We start from the raw sequence: 16859 nt of genomic DNA on the forward strand, positions 1-16859 counted from the left end.
TCTGCCTGTACGGCCACGGTGATAATTGGAAAAGTATGATTCTCAGTGCATCTGACGACACGACTTGTATGGTCCTGGACCTTTCCCTGACCAATAAAAAAGCCTCCGCACGGGAGGCTTAAGCGCTACTTTTCGTTTCTTTTCTTACGCGCAAAGCCTCCTGAGTTCAGGCGCTAAAGTAAAAAAAGAAACGGAAAATAGCAGTTTTCATACTTGCGTTACCTTGTCGTTATTGATGTCTGTGGGGTTAAGCGCTGCAATCAAACATTTCAGTGTTTATGACGAATGATTGACGCATCTTACGAGCTAAAAATCAAAAGAGGGAGCAAGCTCCCTCTTCTAACCGGCTTACGCCAGAGCTGCTTTCGCTTTTTCAACCAGTGCGCTGAAGGCCACTTTATCGAAAACTGCGATATCAGACAGAATCTTACGGTCGATTTCAACAGAGGCTTTTTTCAGGCCATTGATGAATTTGCTGTAAGACAAACCGTTCTGACGGGCTGCTGCGTTGATACGTGCAATCCACAGCTGGCGGAACTGACGTTTCCGTTGACGACGGTCACGGTAAGCGTACTGACCAGCTTTGATTACTGCCTGGAAGGCAACACGATAAACGCGCGAACGGGCACCGTAGTAACCTTTCGCTTGTTTTAATACTTTCTTGTGACGTGCACGAGCAACCACACCACGTTTTACGCGAGCCATATGCTCTCTCCTAAAATCTTATTCTGAATGAAAAGGTAACTTATGCGTAAGGCAGACAAGCTATGACCAGACCCAGATCGCCTTTGGAGACCTGAGCTTTAGGACGCAGATGACGTTTACGTTTAGTCGCTTTTTTGGTCAGAATATGACGCAGGTTAGCATGCTTACGCTTAAAACCACCGCCGGCGGTTTTCTTAAAGCGTTTAGCGGCGCCACGTACTGTTTTGATCTTTGGCATTGTTATTTCCACTTCGCATTGTTAATAAAACGAATCAGATAAGGCGAACGAAACCGCGCTACGCGAGCATAACGCGGATTCGATTACTTGAATGCCTTACTGTTTCTTCTTCGGTGCAAGCACCATGATCATCTGACGGCCTTCGATCCTTGATGGGAAGGATTCGACGACGGCCAGTTCACTCAGATCGTCACGAACGCGGTTAAGCACTTCGATACCAATCTGTTGGTGCGCCATTTCACGTCCACGAAAACGCAGAGTGATTTTAGCTTTGTCACCGTCTTCCAGAAAGCGAATCAGGTTGCGTAGTTTGACCTGATAGTCGCCATCATCGGTACCAGGCCGGAATTTGATTTCCTTGACCTGAATAACTTTTTGTTTCTTCTTCTGCTCTTTAGTGGCCTTACTCTTCTCATAGAGGAACTTGCCGTAATCCATGATTCGGCAAACCGGCGGTTCGGCGTTCGGGCTGATTTCTACTAAATCAACGCCTGCTTCTTCGGCTTTTTCTAGCGCTTCATTCAGGCTGACAATACCGATCTGTTCGCCATCGACGCCAGTCAGGCGTACCTCTTGTGCGCGAATTTCTTTGTTGATGCGATTAGGACGCGCCGGTTGAACTCGTTTTCCGCCTTTAATACCTTATTCCTCCAATTGATGAAGACTACGGCTGCGAATCTCTTGTTGCAGCTTACTGATAACTTCGCTGACATCCAGACTCCCCAAATCTTTGCCGCGGCGTGTGCGGACAGCAACTTTACCTGCTTCCACTTCTTTATCGCCACAGACCAGCATATAGGGAACACGCCGCAATGTGTGCTCGCGGATTTTAAAGCCAATCTTCTCATTTCTCAAGTCTGCTTTGACGCGAATGCCCGCTTCTTGCAATTTTTGGGTCAATTCGCTGACATAATCAGACTGACTATCGGTGATATTCATAATCACCACCTGTACCGGAGCTAACCAGGTCGGGAAGAATCCCGCAAACTCTTCGGTAAGAATACCGATAAAGCGCTCCATTGAGCCCAGTATAGCCCGGTGAATCATTACCGGGACCTGACGTTCGTTGTTTTCGCCAACGTAAGACGCACTTAGACGGTTCGGCAATGAAAAGTCGAGCTGTACAGTACCACACTGCCACGCACGATCCAGGCAGTCATGTAAAGTAAACTCGATTTTCGGACCATAGAAGGCCCCTTCTCCCGGCTGATATTCGAATGGAATTTCATTTTCAGCCAGCGCCGCCGCCAGATCTTCTTCCGCACGGGTCCATGTCTCATCAGAGCCGATGCGTTTTTCCGGACGGGTTGACAGCTTCACCTCGATTTTTTCAAAACCGAAAGTGCTGTACGTGTCATAAACCATTTTAATACAGTTATTTACTTCAGAGCGAACCTGATCTTCCGTACAGAAGATATGAGCATCATCCTGAGTAAATCCGCGTACGCGCATCAGGCCATGCAGAGATCCCGAAGGCTCGTTACGATGGCAGCTACCGAACTCGGCCATACGCAGCGGCAGGTCGCGGTAAGATTTCAATCCCTGATTGAAGATCTGTACATGACCTGGGCAGTTCATCGGCTTGATGCAGTATTCACGGTTTTCAGACGAGGTGGTAAACATCGCGTCTTTGTAGTTGTCCCAGTGCCCGGTTTTTTCCCACAGCACACGGTCCATCATGAACGGACCTTTAACTTCCTGATACTGATACTCTTTCAGCTTAAGACGCACAAACGCTTCCAGTTCACGGAAAACTGTCCAGCCGTCGTTATGCCAGAACACCATACCCGGCGCCTCTTCCTGCATATGATACAGGTCGAGCTGCTTACCGATCTTACGGTGGTCACGCTTGGCGGCTTCTTCCAACCGTTGCAGATAAGCATTCAGCTGCTTTTTGTCTGCCCAGGCAGTACCGTAAATACGCTGCAGCATTTTATTGCTGCTGTCGCCGCGCCAATACGCCCCAGAGGTTTTCTGCAGTTTGAAATGGTGACAGAAACGCATGTTAGGAACGTGCGGACCACGACACATATCAACATACTCTTCATGATGATATAGGCCGGGACGATCGTCATGGCTGATGTTTTCATCCAGAATAGCGACTTTATAAATTTCGCCGCGAGAGACGAAAGTATCGCGCGCTTCCTGCCAGCTCGCAGTCTTCTTGATAACGTCGTAGTCTTTATTGGACAGCTCATGCATCCGCTTTTCGAGCAGTTCCACATCTTCCTGCGTCAGCGTGTGATCCAGATCGACATCGTAGTAGAAACCGTTATCAATCACCGGACCGATAGCCATTTTGGTGTCTGGCCAAAGCTGTTTAATCGCATGACCCAGCAAATGAGCGCAGGAGTGTCGAATAATTTCAAGACCCGCTTCATCCTTTGCCGTGATGATCGCCAGTTGCGCATCAGATTCAATCAGATCCGTTGCATCAGTCAGTTCACCATTGACCCGACCAGCGATACACGCTTTGGCCAGACCCGGACCGATATCCAAGGCGACATCAAGAGGAGAGACGGCGTGGTCATAGTGACGCTGGCTACCGTCGGGAAGCGTAATAACAGGCATGATAATTCCCTTATTTGCAGTGGTGACCCACACGCAAGATCACATACAAAAGATAATTGTGTTTATTTCAGTTGTCGGCAGCGTGTTTAACCCACAATTGTCAAAACGCTGCCACGACAGTTATTCGTAGCGGGATAATAAAGACGGCAACATCGATAAGGATATTCGCAACAAGCCCCTATTACCTGACGGCGTAGAGTACCATCATGGCTCCTGACATGCCACCCGCGGCCGGAAATGGGCTGATAAAACAGTGAAGTATTTGAGCGACTGACGAAGATAAGAAGAAGGGATAACGCTGATGATGCCTGCCGTTTTTTATGAAACCGATAATAGACAGACTCCAAGGCTACCCCCCATTTTGCGACGGGCAGCCAGGGGAATGCAGACAATCAACGCTCGGGGATAACGTTTTTGAAGTAAACGTCTGTTTCGTCGTCTTCTTGCTTAGTCTCCGGCACAGGCTCTGCGCTCGGCGGAACAGGGATAAGTGTTTGCATTAAAGCAAGCTGCTGTTTTTGCTGTTTAACAATTTCCCGCAGGAGTCTAATTTGCTCATTGGCCCGCACGCTTGCGCGGTTCACGAAGAACCAGACCACCAGCGCCAACAAAACAATCAGCATCACTAAAACCATTTCTAACATGTTTGATACCGCCCCACTCATGCTTAAAACCTACGATGTTTTGACTAAAAGCACATTTTACCACTGAGCTCACCAGCAATTCGATAACGGCACGATAATTTACATCTCAAACGGTTAGCGATGCATGATTTTGACTGCAGAGAGCACGCAATATGGCCCCGCATAAACACATCCTAAAAACAGCAAAGGCCCCGAAGGGCCTTTTTACACAACACAAACACAGCGTGAATTACTTCAGGTAAGCCCCGCTGCGCAGCGCCTCAATGCGTTTGTCCAACGGAGGATGCGACAGGAACAACTCGCTGAATGATTTTGATTTGCCGTTGATGCAAAACGCCATCATGCTGCTTTCTTCCTGAGGCTCATAACTGGTTTTCAGGCGCTGCAGCGCCGCAATCATTTTCTCGCGCCCCACCAGTTTGGCGGAACCGGCATCCGCATGGAATTCACGGTAACGAGAAAACCACATGGTGATGATGCTAGCCAGAATACCAAACACCAACTCCAGCACGGTCGCCACGACGAAATAAATCATCGGATTGCCGTTACTGCTCTCGCTGTCATCGCGGTTGCCGGACAGGAAGCCTGACGCAACTTGAGCAAGCAGACGCGAGATGAAAATCACGAAGGTGTTTACCACGCCCTGAATTAGCGTCATAGTCACCATATCGCCGTTAGCCACATGGCTGATTTCATGTGCGATCACCGCTTCCGCCTCATCGCGGCTCATATTTTGGAGCAGCCCAGAACTCACGGCGACAAGGGACGCATTCCGTCGGGCCCCAGTAGCAAAGGCATTGATATCCGGCGCTTGATAGATCGCAACCTGCGGCATAGCAATGCCCACCTGCTGGGACTGCGCACGTACCGTCTCGACCAACCAGCGCTCGGTTTCATCACGTGGCTGCTCAATGACTTCACCACCCACAGAGCGCAAGGCCATCCATTTCGACATCAGCAATGAAACGATCGCACCGCCAAAGCCAAACAGACCGGCCATAATCATCAAGCCGTAAGTACTACTGGGCCGAATGCCCGTTAAGCTAAGTACTAGCCCAAAAACCAACATCACCGCCAGGTTGGTGATTAGGAAAAGCGCAATACGCATCATATAAGTCTGATTTCCTCTCTCAGGCAAAAGCAACAATAGGGATGCAACGCTTACATGGTATGGGCTGCAATGGCATTTTCAAGCATTCTTAACGTCTAAGTTACCGAATCAACATAACTTTACGTTCTTGAGGCTTAACATCGCGCAAAAGGTCAGCAATCCGTGAAAAACCGACTCGTCACGCAAAAACAAGGTGGAATATATAAGATTAAAAGCAAGTTCCCGCTCATCGTAGACGGCCTGTGAAACACTCGCCTTGCGGTCAATAAAAATATCGATGCGATATGACGCGTGGCCTAGAATCCCCGTCTCTCTCATCGACATCGCGTCTCCGCTGCCCCCTACCGTTATTCGCATATCACACAGAGATCAGGCTTTCGCCACACCTAATTGGCGTGCAAATTCAGCGGCGGGCATCGGACGTCCAAAAAGATACCCCTGCGCCTGCTCGCACCCTTTATTCCTAAGCCGTTCGCACTGTTCCTGCGTTTCCACACCTTCAGCGATGACATCCAGCCGAAAACTTTTTCCTAAATACAAAATGGCTCTGACGATAGCCGCATCCGGCGGAGATTCGCACATGGCGCGGACGAAAGTCTGATCGATTTTGAGGCGGGTCACCGGATAATTCTTCAACATGCTCAACGACGCGTATCCCGTGCCGTAATCGTCGAATGCGATACCAATCCCTTCATTACGCAGCTCATTCAGGGGACTCAGCATGTTCTCGTCGTAACGAATGATGATGTTTTCGGTGATCTCCAGCTCCAATGCACTTGGCGGTAGACCGGTCTTTTCCAAAACGGACCTGATCTTCTGTGACAACATGCCAGAGCGAAATTGGGCTGCACACAAGTTGATGCTGATACGGAAATTCTCGGCTCCCGCTTTGCGCCATTCCGCCGCTTGCTGACAGGCCTGCTGCACAACCCAATCGCCGATACGCTCCGCCCAAGGCCCCTTTTCCAGCGCGGTTAAGAAGGCTCCCGGCGCCAGTAGGCCTTTGAAAGGATGCTGCCAACGCAGCAACGCTTCAGCGCCGACGATTTCATTATTCATCAGGCTCACCTGAGGCTGGTAAAACACCTCAAATTCATTTTTCTCATAGGCGCGGATAAATTCCAGTTGGAATGCATGCTTGGCCTGAAAAATTTCGCGCAGTTCGCGCGTATAAAAACGGTAGCAATTGCGTCCATCCGCTTTTGCCTGATAAAGGGCCAAATCAGCGCTGGTCAATAATTCCTGAGTCGTCACGCCGTAGGAACGAAACATTACCAGTCCCATACTCGCGCTGGTATTCACCTGCTTGTCTCCGACAACCACCGTCTGAGAAATATCGTGATTAATCTGCCGGGCTATTTTTTCCACCACCTGCAGATCTTCCAGTTGCGGCAGTAATATCGCGAACTCATCGCCGCCCATACGAGCCACAAGATCGCCCTGTCGGACGTTGGCCAATAATTTTTGCGCCACGCTGACCAGAATTTCGTCGCCGCTGGCATGACCCAGGCTGTCATTAATGTCCTTGAAGCCATCGAGATCGACGATCATCAGACAACCTGAGGGATGCTGCTTTAAAATCTGATTCAGCGATGTAGCCAGCAACGTACGGTTGATTAATCCCGTAAGAGGATCACGATGCGCTTGCAAAAACAGTCTTTCTTCATAGCGTTTACGTTCGGCGGTATCGCGCAAAATCAGGCTGTAACTCTCCTCCTCGCCTTGTTGCCACATGCCGACAGACAGTTCGACAGGCAGCAATGCACCTCCTTGGGTCGCCACATCCAGCTCAATTCGACTACCCTTCAACCGCGCTGTTTCGTCAGTCGACAAATGGTGCAGCTGCACAATAAACATATCCGGTATGACACTGCTGATGTGTTGTCCTACTATTTGCTCTCTGGAATATTCCAACAGGTTTTCAGCTGCCTCATTCCAGAAAGTAATAATCCCTTGGTGATTCACACACAAGATAGCGTCGGGCGACAACCTGGACACCTGTTCGAAGCTCGTCTGGTCTGTTTTCCTGGCCACTTCAAGACGCCGCATTTCCAGTTTGTCCATGACCAGCGAGGATAAATCCTGCAGGTTATGGGCATCACGCGCGCTTAAACCGATTCGCGGCTTAACATCGACAATATTCAATGTCCCGATAGTTTGGCCAAGGGGTGAACGTAACGGTATGCCGGCATAAAATCGGATATGCGGGTCGCCGGTCACCAACGGGTTATTTTTGAATCGCGGATCCCGCCGCGCATCCGGCACCACCAAGATGCCCTTCTTTTGGATGGCGTAGTTGCAAAAGGAATCGTCCCGCGCCGTTTGGCAAACGGGAAAACCCACGCTCGCCACGAAGAGTTGACGATCTGCATCCAGAATCGAGATAGCAACGATGGGGACATTGAATACATTCGCCGCCAGTGTAACCAGGCTCTCCAGTTCAGGATCATCAGACAACGGGCCGTCGATGCCGTACTCCCGCACCGCGTCAAGTCGGCTGCGCTCATCTTTTTTATTCACTGGGGCTCGACTCATGGGGGTTCCCCTTACTGTTACATTGTTATTACAGTCAGAAATACCGGTGGTCATGGAGAGTAATCATTTGATGGACTAACACATCCAACGCAGTTTGATGAAGCGAATCTTTACCTCGTTTAAATCAACACCGAGTTCTTATACCAGCACGGTTTTATTTCCGTCCTGGCACAAAGCGTTCGCTTCATAATATAGAATTTTTGTTCTCCTCAACAAAGAATAGCAAATTGCCGCCCCTGAGGGAGCGACGCCTAAAGAATTTGTATTCTTTCAGTCACTCCTCGCAAAATATGAGCATTTTTGAACCGGAAATTGTACTGGTATTACTCATGTATGCATCGTCATGTATCCACAACAGACCGTACGTCATATTCATACTGGTAATACATGAAGACTTTGCGGCAGAAGTCTTCAACCCCCTAGAAACATACATTTCAGCCTAATATTTCCAGAATAAAATCTTTTCACGACGGATTTAGCGCGATAAAGAAAACGTCGTTGGGCTCTGCGCAAAATAGATGAAGAGTGGGATTTAATGGCCCCCGTTAGGAATAGTCATGCGGAGACTCGGTTACGATGCAATCAGCTCACATTAATATTGTCATTCACAGCTAATTAAGGGGTGATGGCGAGTTAATGCCCTATCACTGCAAGCGCCGTGATTCGGTTACGATGAAAACAGCGCACTCTGGAGATATATGCCTAAGAAGGGGCAGCAACAAATAGGGGCCACACGGGCCCCCATAAATTCATTTGTCACTGCGGCGATCACATGTGTTCGATGATAGCGTCGCCGAATTCAGAACATTTCAGCAGTTTCGCCCCATCCATCAGACGTTCGAAATCATAGGTCACGGTTTTATTTTTGATCGCGCCTTCTACGCCTTTAATGATCAAATCCGCGGCTTCGAACCAGCCTAAATGACGCAACATCATTTCAGCGGAGAGAATAACGGAACCTGGGTTCACTTTATCTTGACCCGCATATTTTGGCGCAGTGCCATGCGTCGCTTCGAACAAGGCGCATTCATCGCCAATATTCGCGCCGGGAGCGATGCCTATACCGCCTACCTGTGCCGCTAATGCGTCAGAAATATAGTCACCGTTCAGGTTCATACAAGCGATAACGTCATATTCCGCTGGACGCAGCAGAATCTGTTGCAGGAACGCATCCGCGATCACATCTTTGACAATGATATCTTTGCCGGTTTTCGGATTTTTGATTTTCACCCACGGACCGCCATCAATCAGTTCACCGCCGAACTCTTCCCGCGCCAACTGGTAACCCCAGTCTTTGAAAGCGCCTTCGGTGAATTTCATAATGTTGCCTTTGTGCACCAGCGTCACGGAATCGCGCTCGTTGGTGATGGCGTAGTCAATTGCCGCACGCACCAGGCGTTTGGTCCCTTCTTCGGAACACGGTTTGATCCCGATGCCGCACTGCTGCGGGAAACGAATTTTGGTGACGCCCATCTCATCGCGCAAGAATTTGATGACTTTGTCCGCTTCAGCCGAACCGGCTTTCCACTCGATGCCCGCATAAATATCTTCGGCATTTTCACGGAAAATCACCATGTCCGTCAGTTCCGGGTGTTTGACAGGGCTTGGCGTGCCGTCAAAGTAGCGCACCGGACGAAGGCAGATGTAGAGATCAAGCTGCTGACGAAGGGCGACGTTGAGCGAGCGGATCCCCCCGCCGACCGGCGTGGTCAGTGGGCCCTTAATGGCGACGCGGTATTCACGAATCAGATCCAGTGTTTCTTCCGGCAGCCACACATCTTTACCGTAGACCTGTGTTGACTTTTCGCCGGTGTAAATTTCCATCCAGGAAATCGAGCGCTGACCCGAGTAAGCCTTTTTCACTGCGGCATCAACAACATTGATCATCGCTGGTGTGACATCGACACCGATACCATCCCCTTCGATAAAGGGAATAATCGGGTTATTCGGCACCACCAATTTTCCTTCTACATCTGCCGTAATCTTCTGACCTTTAGCCGGTACAACTACTTTGCTTTCCATTAACCTCTCCTTCGAGCGCGTTTTGTTAATGAGATGTAATATGCGTGTCAATACTACTGGAATATCAAACCCGCGCCAACCGCAACCCTTTCGAGTATAATGGCTTTGTCATTCTCAGCCATTAATAAAATGAATAAAATCCCTGTTAAAAATCACAAACTTAAACGATTCAGTTCACGTTCTACCGCGAAAAAAACCGCGGCGCCGAAACCGCGTCGAATCATCTTGTTCAACAAACCTTTCGATGTGCTTTCTCAGTTCACAGATGACTCAGGCCGCGCCACATTGAAAGACTTTATCCCCATCGGCGACATTTATGCCGCCGGACGTCTGGATCGCGACAGTGAAGGACTTATGGTGCTCACCAATGATGGCGCATTGCAAGCGCGCCTGACCCAGCCGGGAAAGAAAACAGCCAAAATTTATTACGCGCAGGTTGAAGGCATTCCCGACTCCGAGGCGCTGGCGCGATTTCGCGCGGGATTGACGCTAAACGACGGCATCACCCTGCCCGCTGGCGTCGAATTAGTGGATGAACCCGATTGGTTATGGCCGCGCAATCCGCCGATACGCGAGCGAAAAGCCATCCCGGTTAGCTGGTTGAAAATTACGTTGCAGGAAGGTCGCAACCGGCAGGTCCGTCGCATGACGGCTCACATTGGTTTCCCAACGCTGCGCTTAATCCGCTACAGTATGGCTAATCAGACTCTGGCCGGGTTATCGCCCGGGGAATGGAAGGAAATCACGCATGTTTAAACCTCATGTCACCGTCGCCAACATCGTCCAGGCAGAAGGCCGCTTTTTGGTGGTGGAAGAAACCGTCAACGGCAAAAGCCTTTGGAACCAGCCAGCCGGTCATCTCGAAGCCGAAGAGACGCTGATTCAAGCCGCCAGCCGCGAGCTGTATGAAGAAACCGGAGTCAAAGCGCAGCCTCAGCATTTCCTCCAGCTTCATCAATGGGTGGCGCCGGACGGTACGCCCTTCCTACGCTTCAGCTTTACGATTGATCTGCCGCATCAGGCCGCCACCGCGCCTCGGGACAGCGATATCGATTGCTGTCACTGGCTGACCGCCGAGGAAATTCTCCATTCAGACAGATTGCGCTCGCCGTTGGTTGCGGAAAGCATACGCTGCTATCAAAGCGGCACCCGCTACCCCTTGAGCGCGCTGGGCGCGTTCAATTGGCCCTATCAGGCCTAACCCGTTGGCCGTGGTGCGACGCTGCGGCCAATGTGCTACCCTATGCGGCCTGTCATTTTGTCCTTATTTGTTGCATTAAATATTTTCTATTCGCGAGACTGTCATGTCAGATAACAGCCAGAAAAAAGTCATTGTCGGCATGTCCGGCGGCGTTGATTCTTCCGTTTCCGCATACCTCCTCCAACAACAGGGTTATCAGGTCGAAGGCCTGTTCATGAAAAACTGGGAGGAGGACGACGACACGGAATATTGTTCTGCCGCTGCCGATTTGGCCGATGCGCAGGCCGTCTGCGACAAACTCGGCATAGAACTGCATACCGTCAATTTCGCGGCGGAATATTGGGACAACGTGTTCGAGCACTTCCTGGAAGAGTACAAGGCCGGTCGTACGCCTAACCCCGATATCCTGTGCAACAAGGAAATCAAATTCAAAGCGTTCCTGGAATTCGCCGCCGAAGATTTGGGTGCGGATTACATCGCCACCGGCCACTACGTGCGCCGTCAGGATATCGATGGCAAGAGTCGTCTCTTACGCGGTCTGGATGGCAACAAGGACCAGAGCTATTTCCTCTACACCCTCAGCCATGAGCAGTTGGCCCAGAGCCTGTTCCCGGTCGGTGAGCTGGAAAAACCCGAGGTGCGTAAGATCGCCGAACAGTTAGAACTGGCCACGGCCAAGAAAAAAGACTCTACGGGGATCTGCTTCATCGGCGAACGTAAATTCCGCGACTTCCTGGCCCGTTACCTCCCTGCACAACCGGGTCCTATCATCGCGGTGGATGATGGCAGTGACATGGGACAACATCAAGGCCTGATGTACCACACGCTGGGGCAGCGCAAGGGCCTCGGCATCGGCGGCGTGAAAGAAGGCGGCGAAGATCCCTGGTATGTCGTCGATAAAGACGTGGCGAACAACGTACTGTACGTGGCACAGGGCCATGAACATCCGCGTTTGATGTCCAACGGGTTGATCGCTCAGCAGTTGCACTGGGTCGATCGTGACACCGTCACCGAACCGTTCCGCTGCGTGGTGAAAACGCGCTATCGTCAGGCCGATATCCCCTGCACCGTCACGCCGTTGGATGCCGATCGTATCGAAGTTCGCTTTGATAATCCGGTCGCCGCCGTCACGCCGGGACAGTCCGCGGTATTTTATCAGGGCGAAATCTGTCTCGGCGGCGGTATTATCGAGGAACGCCTGCGCGATAACTGATGATGTCCGCGTCTGAGCGCTTGCGTACGGCTGACCACGGGAGCCCTCGCGAATACATCGCCCGCGCCCATAGCCCTATCGCCCGTTTATCGCGCGCTACGCGGATAGCACTCTCCTGACGGCCGACGTCATGGAGCACTAAGAATGACAGGAGCCATCGTGGCCAAAAACTATTACGACATTACGCTGGCGCTGGCAGGAATTTGTCAGTCAGCTTGTTTGGTGCAGCAGCTTGCGACGACGGGAACCTGCCCGCAGGCGGCATTGCAGACGTCGCTCAACAGCGTTCTGGTGATGAACGCAGACAGCACGCTGGAGATTTTTGGTAACGACGAAAATAATCTGAAGCTGGGCGTTGAGACCCTGTTGGGCATCCTCAGTTCATCGTCGCGCGAAAAAATCGGCGCCGACCAGTCCCGCTACACCTTCAGCCTCATGGCTCTCGAGCGTCGTTTGCACAAAAACAGCACGGCGCTCAATGAGCTAGGCAACCGTGTCGACCAGCTAGACCGCCAGCTGGAGCATTATGAATTAGTGTCCGACCCGATGATTAACGTGCTGGCAGGCATCTACGTGGACGTCATCAGTACGCTTGGGCCGCGCATTCAGGTCACCGGCTCACAGGAAGTCCTGAAAAACCCACAGGTACAAGCCAAAGTCCGCGCCATTTTACTGGCGGGCATCCGCGCCGCGGTCCTGTGGCAGCAAATCGGCGGAGGACGCCTACAGCTAATGTTTTCCCGCTCAACGTTGGTCAAACAGGCACAGCAGATTTTGTCGCGTTGCCGCGACCAATAAACAGGCTGGCGGACGACGATTCCGGTTCGTCCGCCAGCATGAGATACTCGTAGTCACGCTTTTGTCTTTTATTAAAAACGATCCCAGGAGTTGCTCGCGATGGAATTAACCTCACTGACCGCCGTTTCCCCTATCGATGGACGCTACGGCGATAAAGTCAGCGCCCTGCGCACCATTTTCAGCGAATATGGCCTGCTGAAATTCCGGGTGCAGGTTGAAGTACGGTGGCTGCAAAAGCTGGCCTCCTGTGCGGCGATCAAAGAAGTTCCTTCATTTGACGCCGACGCAAACGCTTACCTTGATAAAATCGTCGCTGAATTCAGCGTTGAAGATGCCGCCCGCATTAAAACCATCGAACGCACCACCAACCATGACGTCAAAGCCGTCGAGTATTTCCTGAAGGAAAAAGTCGCCGCCGTACCCGCTCTTCAGGCGGTTAACGAATTCATCCATTTCGCCTGCACATCCGAAGATATCAATAACCTGTCTCACGCCCTGATGCTGGAAACGGCACGACGCGACGTGGTGCTGCCGTTCTGGCGTAAAACCATTGACGCGATCGCCGCGCTGGCGCAGGAATATCGCGATATCCCGCTGCTGTCGCGGACGCACGGTCAACCCGCCACGCCGTCCACCATCGGTAAAGAGTTTGCGAACGTGGCCTACCGCATGGAGCGCCAATTCCGCCAGTTAGCGCAGGTGGACGTGATGGGCAAAATCAACGGCGCGGTCGGCAACTATAACGCGCACATGGTTGCTTACCCGGACGTTGACTGGCATACCTTCAGTGAAGAGTTTGTCACGTCGCTTGGCATTACCTGGAACCCGTACACCACGCAGATTGAGCCGCACGACTACATCGCCGAGCTGTTCGATTGCATCTCCCGCTTTAACACCATTCTGATCGACTTCGACCGAGACGTGTGGGGCTATGTCGCGCTCAACCACTTCAAGCAGAAGACCATCGCTGGAGAAATCGGCTCGTCCACCATGCCGCATAAAGTGAACCCGATCGATTTCGAAAACTCCGAAGGGAATTTGGGATTGGCGAATGCCGTGCTGGGACATCTGTCCACCAAATTGCCGGTCTCTCGTTGGCAGCGTGACCTGACCGACTCCACCGTGCTGCGCAACCTGGGCGTGGGATTGGGCTATGCGCTGATTGCATATCAATCTACACTCAAAGGCATCAGCAAACTGGAGGTCAACCGGGACCGTCTGCTGGATGAGCTGGATCACAACTGGGAAGTCCTTGCTGAACCCATTCAGACCGTGATGCGTCGCTACGGTATCGAAAAACCGTACGAGAAGCTGAAAGAGCTGACGCGCGGTAAACGCGTAAATGCCGAAGGCATGAAAACCTTTATCGAGAGTCTGGCGATTCCTGAGGAAGAGAAAATCCGTCTGAAAGAGTTGACCCCAGCCAACTATATTGGCCGCGCCGTCAAAATGGTGGATGAGCTGAAATAGCAGACAATCGAGCAGGCGGACCGCATTCCGCCTGCTTTCTCTCCTTCATTCCCGCAGTTTGTTGACCCTAAGTTTATTGCCGTAGTGAATAATATGTTTTTCGATCAAACCCGCTAAACCGACAATCTGAAGCGAGGCGACCTTCGGATAAGCCTGGTTTCATAGGAAGACACTATGCGAATTCTGGTTGTTGAAGATAACGTTCTTTTACGACATCACTTAACTGTTCAGATGAACGAGATGGGCCATCAGGTCGATGCCGCCGCAGACGCGAAAGAAGCCGACTACTTTTTACATGAACATGCGCCCGATATCGCTATCGTTGATCTCGGACTGCCCGACGAGGACGGCGTTAGCCTGATTCGCCGTTGGCGGGCTCAGCAGGTCAAAATGCCCATTCTGGTTTTAACCGCGCGTGAAAGCTGGCAAGAGAAAGTCGTCGTGCTGGAAGCCGGCGCCGACGACTACGTAACCAAACCTTTTCATCTGGAAGAGGTGATGGCGCGAATGCAGGCCCTAATGCGCCGTAATAGCGGTCTGGCGTCTCAGGTCATCAGCATGCCGCCGTTTGAGGTCGATCTGTCGCGACGTGAACTGCTTGTCCACAGCTCGCCGATAAAACTGACGGCCTTCGAATATACGATCATCGAAACGCTCATCCGTAACCACGGCAAAGTCGTTAGCAAAGAGTCGTTGATGCTGCAGCTTTACCCTGACGCCGAGTTACGCGAAAGCCACACTATCGATGTCCTGATGGGGCGCCTGCGCAAAAAACTGCAGGCCGCCGACTCGCATGAAGTCATTACCACCGTGCGCGGACAGGGTTATCGCTTCGATATTCATCCCCGTCAGGACGGATAGATGAGTAGGAAATCACCGCTGTCGTTGCGCTTTCGCTTCTTGATCGCTACTGCCGCCGTCGTACTGGCGCTGACCCTCTCCTACGGCGGCGTTGCTATTGTCGGCTACAGCGTCAGCTTTGATAAAACGTCTTTTCGCCTGCTTCGGGGCGAAAGCAACCTGTTCTACAGTTTGATCCAGTGGCGGGATAATCAGCTGACCATCGCCCCGCCGCCTGAAATCGACATTAATTACCCCACGCTGGTCTTCATCTACGATCAAAACGGCAAACTGCTTTGGCGTGAGCGCGCAGTGCCCGAGCTGGAGGCGCGGTTCAAACCGGAGTGGCTGGCGAAAACCGATTATCACGAGCTGGATACCGACACCGGCACCAGTAATGCCGTGTTACAAGGCAGCCCGGCGATCCAAGATCGCCTACGGGATTACCATTCGGAAGACAAAACGCCTTTTACGCACTCCGTGGCCGTCAACGTCTATCCCGCCACCGACCGCCTGCCGCCGCTGACCATTGTCGTTGTGGACCGTGTTCCGCAAGAATTACAGCAGGCCGATGTCGTATGGGAATGGTTCCGCTATGTCTTTATCGCCCATCTTCTTCTGGTACTTCCTCTGCTGTGGCTCGCCGCCCACTGGAGCCTGAGACCGATCAAGAAACTGGCTAATCAGATACAGGAGCTCGAAAACGGCAGTCGTGAAAATCTGGATGAGCGCCCGCCTCAGGAATTGAATAGTCTTGTCCGCAACCTCAACACGCTGCTGAAAAACGAGCGCCAGCGCTACCACAAATACCGCACTGCGTTGACCGACTTGACCCATAGTCTCAAAACGCCATTGGCCGTGTTGCAAACGACACTACGCGCGCTGCGGACAGGCAAAGAGCAGACCATCGAACAGGCTGAGCCCGTGATGCTGACGCAAATTAGTCGGATTTCTCAGCAAATCGGCTACTACCTGCACCGCGCCAGCGTACATACGGATCACCTCAGCATTCCCCGAGAAATCCATTCTGTGCCTGCGATGCTGGACGGCCTCTGCTCCGCCCTCAATAAGGTGTATCAGCGTAAAGGGGTCTCTCTTTCCCTCGATATCGCGGCAGAAACCACATTCATTGGCGAGAAAAACGACTTTATGGAAGTGATGGGCAATATCCTCGATAACGCCTGCAAATACAGTCTGGAGTTCGTCGAGATCAGCGCCCAATATTCAGGCCAGATGCTGCATCTAATCGTTGAAGACGATGGGCCCGGCATCCTGACCAGCAAACGCGAAGTCATATTCCAACGGGGCCAACGCGCGGATACGCTGCGTCCGGGTCAAGGCATCGGGCTGGCCGTGGCGGTAGAGATTATCGAGCAGTATGAGGGAGAGATTATCATCGGCGAAAGCCCTTTGGGCGGCGCCAAAGTCGAAGCCATTTTCGGCCGCCAGCACCTCAATCAAAACGACCGCTGAAAGGTCCGCACAGACACAACGGTTCAGCTATAATCGCC

General features: G+C 51.7%; 16 protein-coding genes and 1 other annotated feature. Of the genes, 7 read left to right on the top strand and 9 right to left on the bottom strand.

Features of this window, described 5'->3' with window-relative positions; translation table 11 throughout:
* Window positions 1-92: 92 nt before the first annotated feature.
* Window positions 93-216: a sequence feature (Phe leader region), on the bottom strand.
* The 9 genes from pheM to icd all read right to left on the bottom strand — a co-directional run bounded on the left by pheM (window position 167) and on the right by icd (window position 9826).
* The gene (gene pheM, locus CKQ53_RS18495) at window positions 167-211 is read right to left on the bottom strand and encodes a pheST operon leader peptide PheM (RefSeq protein ID WP_123225455.1); all 45 of its coding nucleotides are present in this window, start codon (window positions 209-211) and stop codon (window positions 167-169) included. It overlaps the preceding feature by 45 nt.
* 132 nt (window positions 217-348) lie before the next feature.
* Window positions 349-705 (bottom strand): 50S ribosomal protein L20, encoded by a 357-nt coding sequence (rplT, locus tag CKQ53_RS14690; protein ID WP_026739349.1) that lies wholly within the window; start codon window positions 703-705, stop codon window positions 349-351.
* Window positions 706-745: 40 nt separating this feature from the next.
* Window positions 746-943 (bottom strand): 50S ribosomal protein L35, encoded by a 198-nt coding sequence (gene rpmI, locus CKQ53_RS14695; protein WP_085653740.1) that lies wholly within the window; start codon window positions 941-943, stop codon window positions 746-748.
* Between the two features lie 96 nt (window positions 944-1039).
* The gene (infC, locus tag CKQ53_RS14700) at window positions 1040-1582 is read right to left on the bottom strand and encodes a translation initiation factor IF-3 (RefSeq protein ID WP_071999762.1); all 543 of its coding nucleotides are present in this window, start codon (window positions 1580-1582) and stop codon (window positions 1040-1042) included.
* 3 nt (window positions 1583-1585) lie between these two features.
* Window positions 1586-3514: a threonine--tRNA ligase gene (gene thrS / locus CKQ53_RS14705; protein WP_094117556.1), complete on the bottom strand. Its 1929-nt coding sequence runs from the start codon at window positions 3512-3514 to the stop codon at window positions 1586-1588.
* 392 nt (window positions 3515-3906) lie between these two features.
* Window positions 3907-4179 (bottom strand): YebO family protein, encoded by a 273-nt coding sequence (locus CKQ53_RS14710; RefSeq protein WP_085653738.1) that lies wholly within the window; start codon window positions 4177-4179, stop codon window positions 3907-3909.
* Window positions 4180-4387: 208 nt separating this feature from the next.
* The gene (gene htpX, locus CKQ53_RS14715) at window positions 4388-5269 is read right to left on the bottom strand and encodes a protease HtpX (protein WP_085653737.1); all 882 of its coding nucleotides are present in this window, start codon (window positions 5267-5269) and stop codon (window positions 4388-4390) included.
* Window positions 5270-5638: 369 nt separating this feature from the next.
* On the bottom strand, window positions 5639-7804 hold the full coding sequence (locus tag CKQ53_RS14725) for a sensor domain-containing phosphodiesterase (RefSeq protein ID WP_094117555.1): 2166 nt from the start codon (window positions 7802-7804) through the stop codon (window positions 5639-5641).
* Between the two features lie 768 nt (window positions 7805-8572).
* Window positions 8573-9826 carry an NADP-dependent isocitrate dehydrogenase gene (gene icd / locus CKQ53_RS14730; RefSeq protein WP_118895144.1) on the bottom strand — a complete coding sequence of 418 codons (1254 nt, stop codon included), beginning with the start codon at window positions 9824-9826 and terminating at the stop codon, window positions 8573-8575.
* Window positions 9827-9955: 129 nt separating this feature from the next.
* Between icd and rluE the strand changes: the two genes are divergently transcribed.
* The 7 genes from rluE to phoQ all read left to right on the top strand — a co-directional run bounded on the left by rluE (window position 9956) and on the right by phoQ (window position 16821).
* The gene (rluE, locus tag CKQ53_RS14735; protein WP_094117554.1) at window positions 9956-10582 is read left to right on the top strand and encodes a 23S rRNA pseudouridine(2457) synthase RluE; all 627 of its coding nucleotides are present in this window, start codon (window positions 9956-9958) and stop codon (window positions 10580-10582) included.
* Window positions 10575-11027 carry an NUDIX hydrolase gene (locus CKQ53_RS14740; RefSeq protein WP_094117553.1) on the top strand — a complete coding sequence of 151 codons (453 nt, stop codon included), beginning with the start codon at window positions 10575-10577 and terminating at the stop codon, window positions 11025-11027. Before rluE ends, CKQ53_RS14740 begins: the two co-directional genes overlap by 8 nt.
* Before the next feature lie 103 nt (window positions 11028-11130).
* Entirely contained in the window at window positions 11131-12240 is a 1110-nt protein-coding gene (gene mnmA, locus CKQ53_RS14745; protein WP_094117552.1) for a tRNA 2-thiouridine(34) synthase MnmA, read from the top strand.
* A 159-nt stretch (window positions 12241-12399) separates the two neighbouring features.
* Window positions 12400-13038, top strand: coding sequence for a high frequency lysogenization protein HflD (gene hflD, locus CKQ53_RS14750; protein ID WP_094117614.1), 639 nt, complete (start codon window positions 12400-12402; stop codon window positions 13036-13038).
* Between the two features lie 99 nt (window positions 13039-13137).
* Window positions 13138-14508, top strand: coding sequence for an adenylosuccinate lyase (gene purB, locus CKQ53_RS14755; protein ID WP_094117551.1), 1371 nt, complete (start codon window positions 13138-13140; stop codon window positions 14506-14508).
* A gap of 174 nt (window positions 14509-14682) precedes the next feature.
* Entirely contained in the window at window positions 14683-15369 is a 687-nt protein-coding gene (gene phoP / locus CKQ53_RS14760) for a two-component system response regulator PhoP (RefSeq protein WP_085651998.1), read from the top strand.
* Window positions 15370-16821 carry a two-component system sensor histidine kinase PhoQ gene (gene phoQ, locus CKQ53_RS14765; protein ID WP_085651997.1) on the top strand — a complete coding sequence of 484 codons (1452 nt, stop codon included), beginning with the start codon at window positions 15370-15372 and terminating at the stop codon, window positions 16819-16821.
* The last annotated feature ends 38 nt before the right edge of the window (window positions 16822-16859 follow it).

It is taken from the genome of Lonsdalea britannica (genome assembly GCF_003515985.1).
GTDB lineage: Bacteria > Pseudomonadota > Gammaproteobacteria > Enterobacterales > Enterobacteriaceae > Lonsdalea > Lonsdalea britannica.

Excerpts from the sequence above, each read along its gene's own strand:
- thrS (WP_094117556.1), bottom strand. The coding sequence starts at position 3,514 with ATGCCTGTTATTACGCTTCCCGACGGTAGCCAGCGTCACTATGACCAC.
- rpmI (WP_085653740.1), bottom strand. The coding sequence starts at position 943 with ATGCCAAAGATCAAAACAGTACGTGGCGCCGCTAAACGCTTTAAGAAA.
- htpX (WP_085653737.1), bottom strand. The coding sequence starts at position 5,269 with ATGATGCGTATTGCGCTTTTCCTAATCACCAACCTGGCGGTGATGTTG.
- rluE (WP_094117554.1), top strand. The coding sequence starts at position 9,956 with ATGAATAAAATCCCTGTTAAAAATCACAAACTTAAACGATTCAGTTCA.
- CKQ53_RS14710 (WP_085653738.1), bottom strand. The coding sequence starts at position 4,179 with ATGAGTGGGGCGGTATCAAACATGTTAGAAATGGTTTTAGTGATGCTG.
- purB (WP_094117551.1), top strand. The coding sequence starts at position 13,138 with ATGGAATTAACCTCACTGACCGCCGTTTCCCCTATCGATGGACGCTAC.
- phoP (WP_085651998.1), top strand. The coding sequence starts at position 14,683 with ATGCGAATTCTGGTTGTTGAAGATAACGTTCTTTTACGACATCACTTA.
- rplT (WP_026739349.1), bottom strand. The coding sequence starts at position 705 with ATGGCTCGCGTAAAACGTGGTGTGGTTGCTCGTGCACGTCACAAGAAA.
- mnmA (WP_094117552.1), top strand. The coding sequence starts at position 11,131 with ATGTCAGATAACAGCCAGAAAAAAGTCATTGTCGGCATGTCCGGCGGC.
- CKQ53_RS14740 (WP_094117553.1), top strand. The coding sequence starts at position 10,575 with ATGTTTAAACCTCATGTCACCGTCGCCAACATCGTCCAGGCAGAAGGC.
- icd (WP_118895144.1), bottom strand. The coding sequence starts at position 9,826 with ATGGAAAGCAAAGTAGTTGTACCGGCTAAAGGTCAGAAGATTACGGCA.
- CKQ53_RS14725 (WP_094117555.1), bottom strand. The coding sequence starts at position 7,804 with ATGAGTCGAGCCCCAGTGAATAAAAAAGATGAGCGCAGCCGACTTGAC.
- phoQ (WP_085651997.1), top strand. The coding sequence starts at position 15,370 with ATGAGTAGGAAATCACCGCTGTCGTTGCGCTTTCGCTTCTTGATCGCT.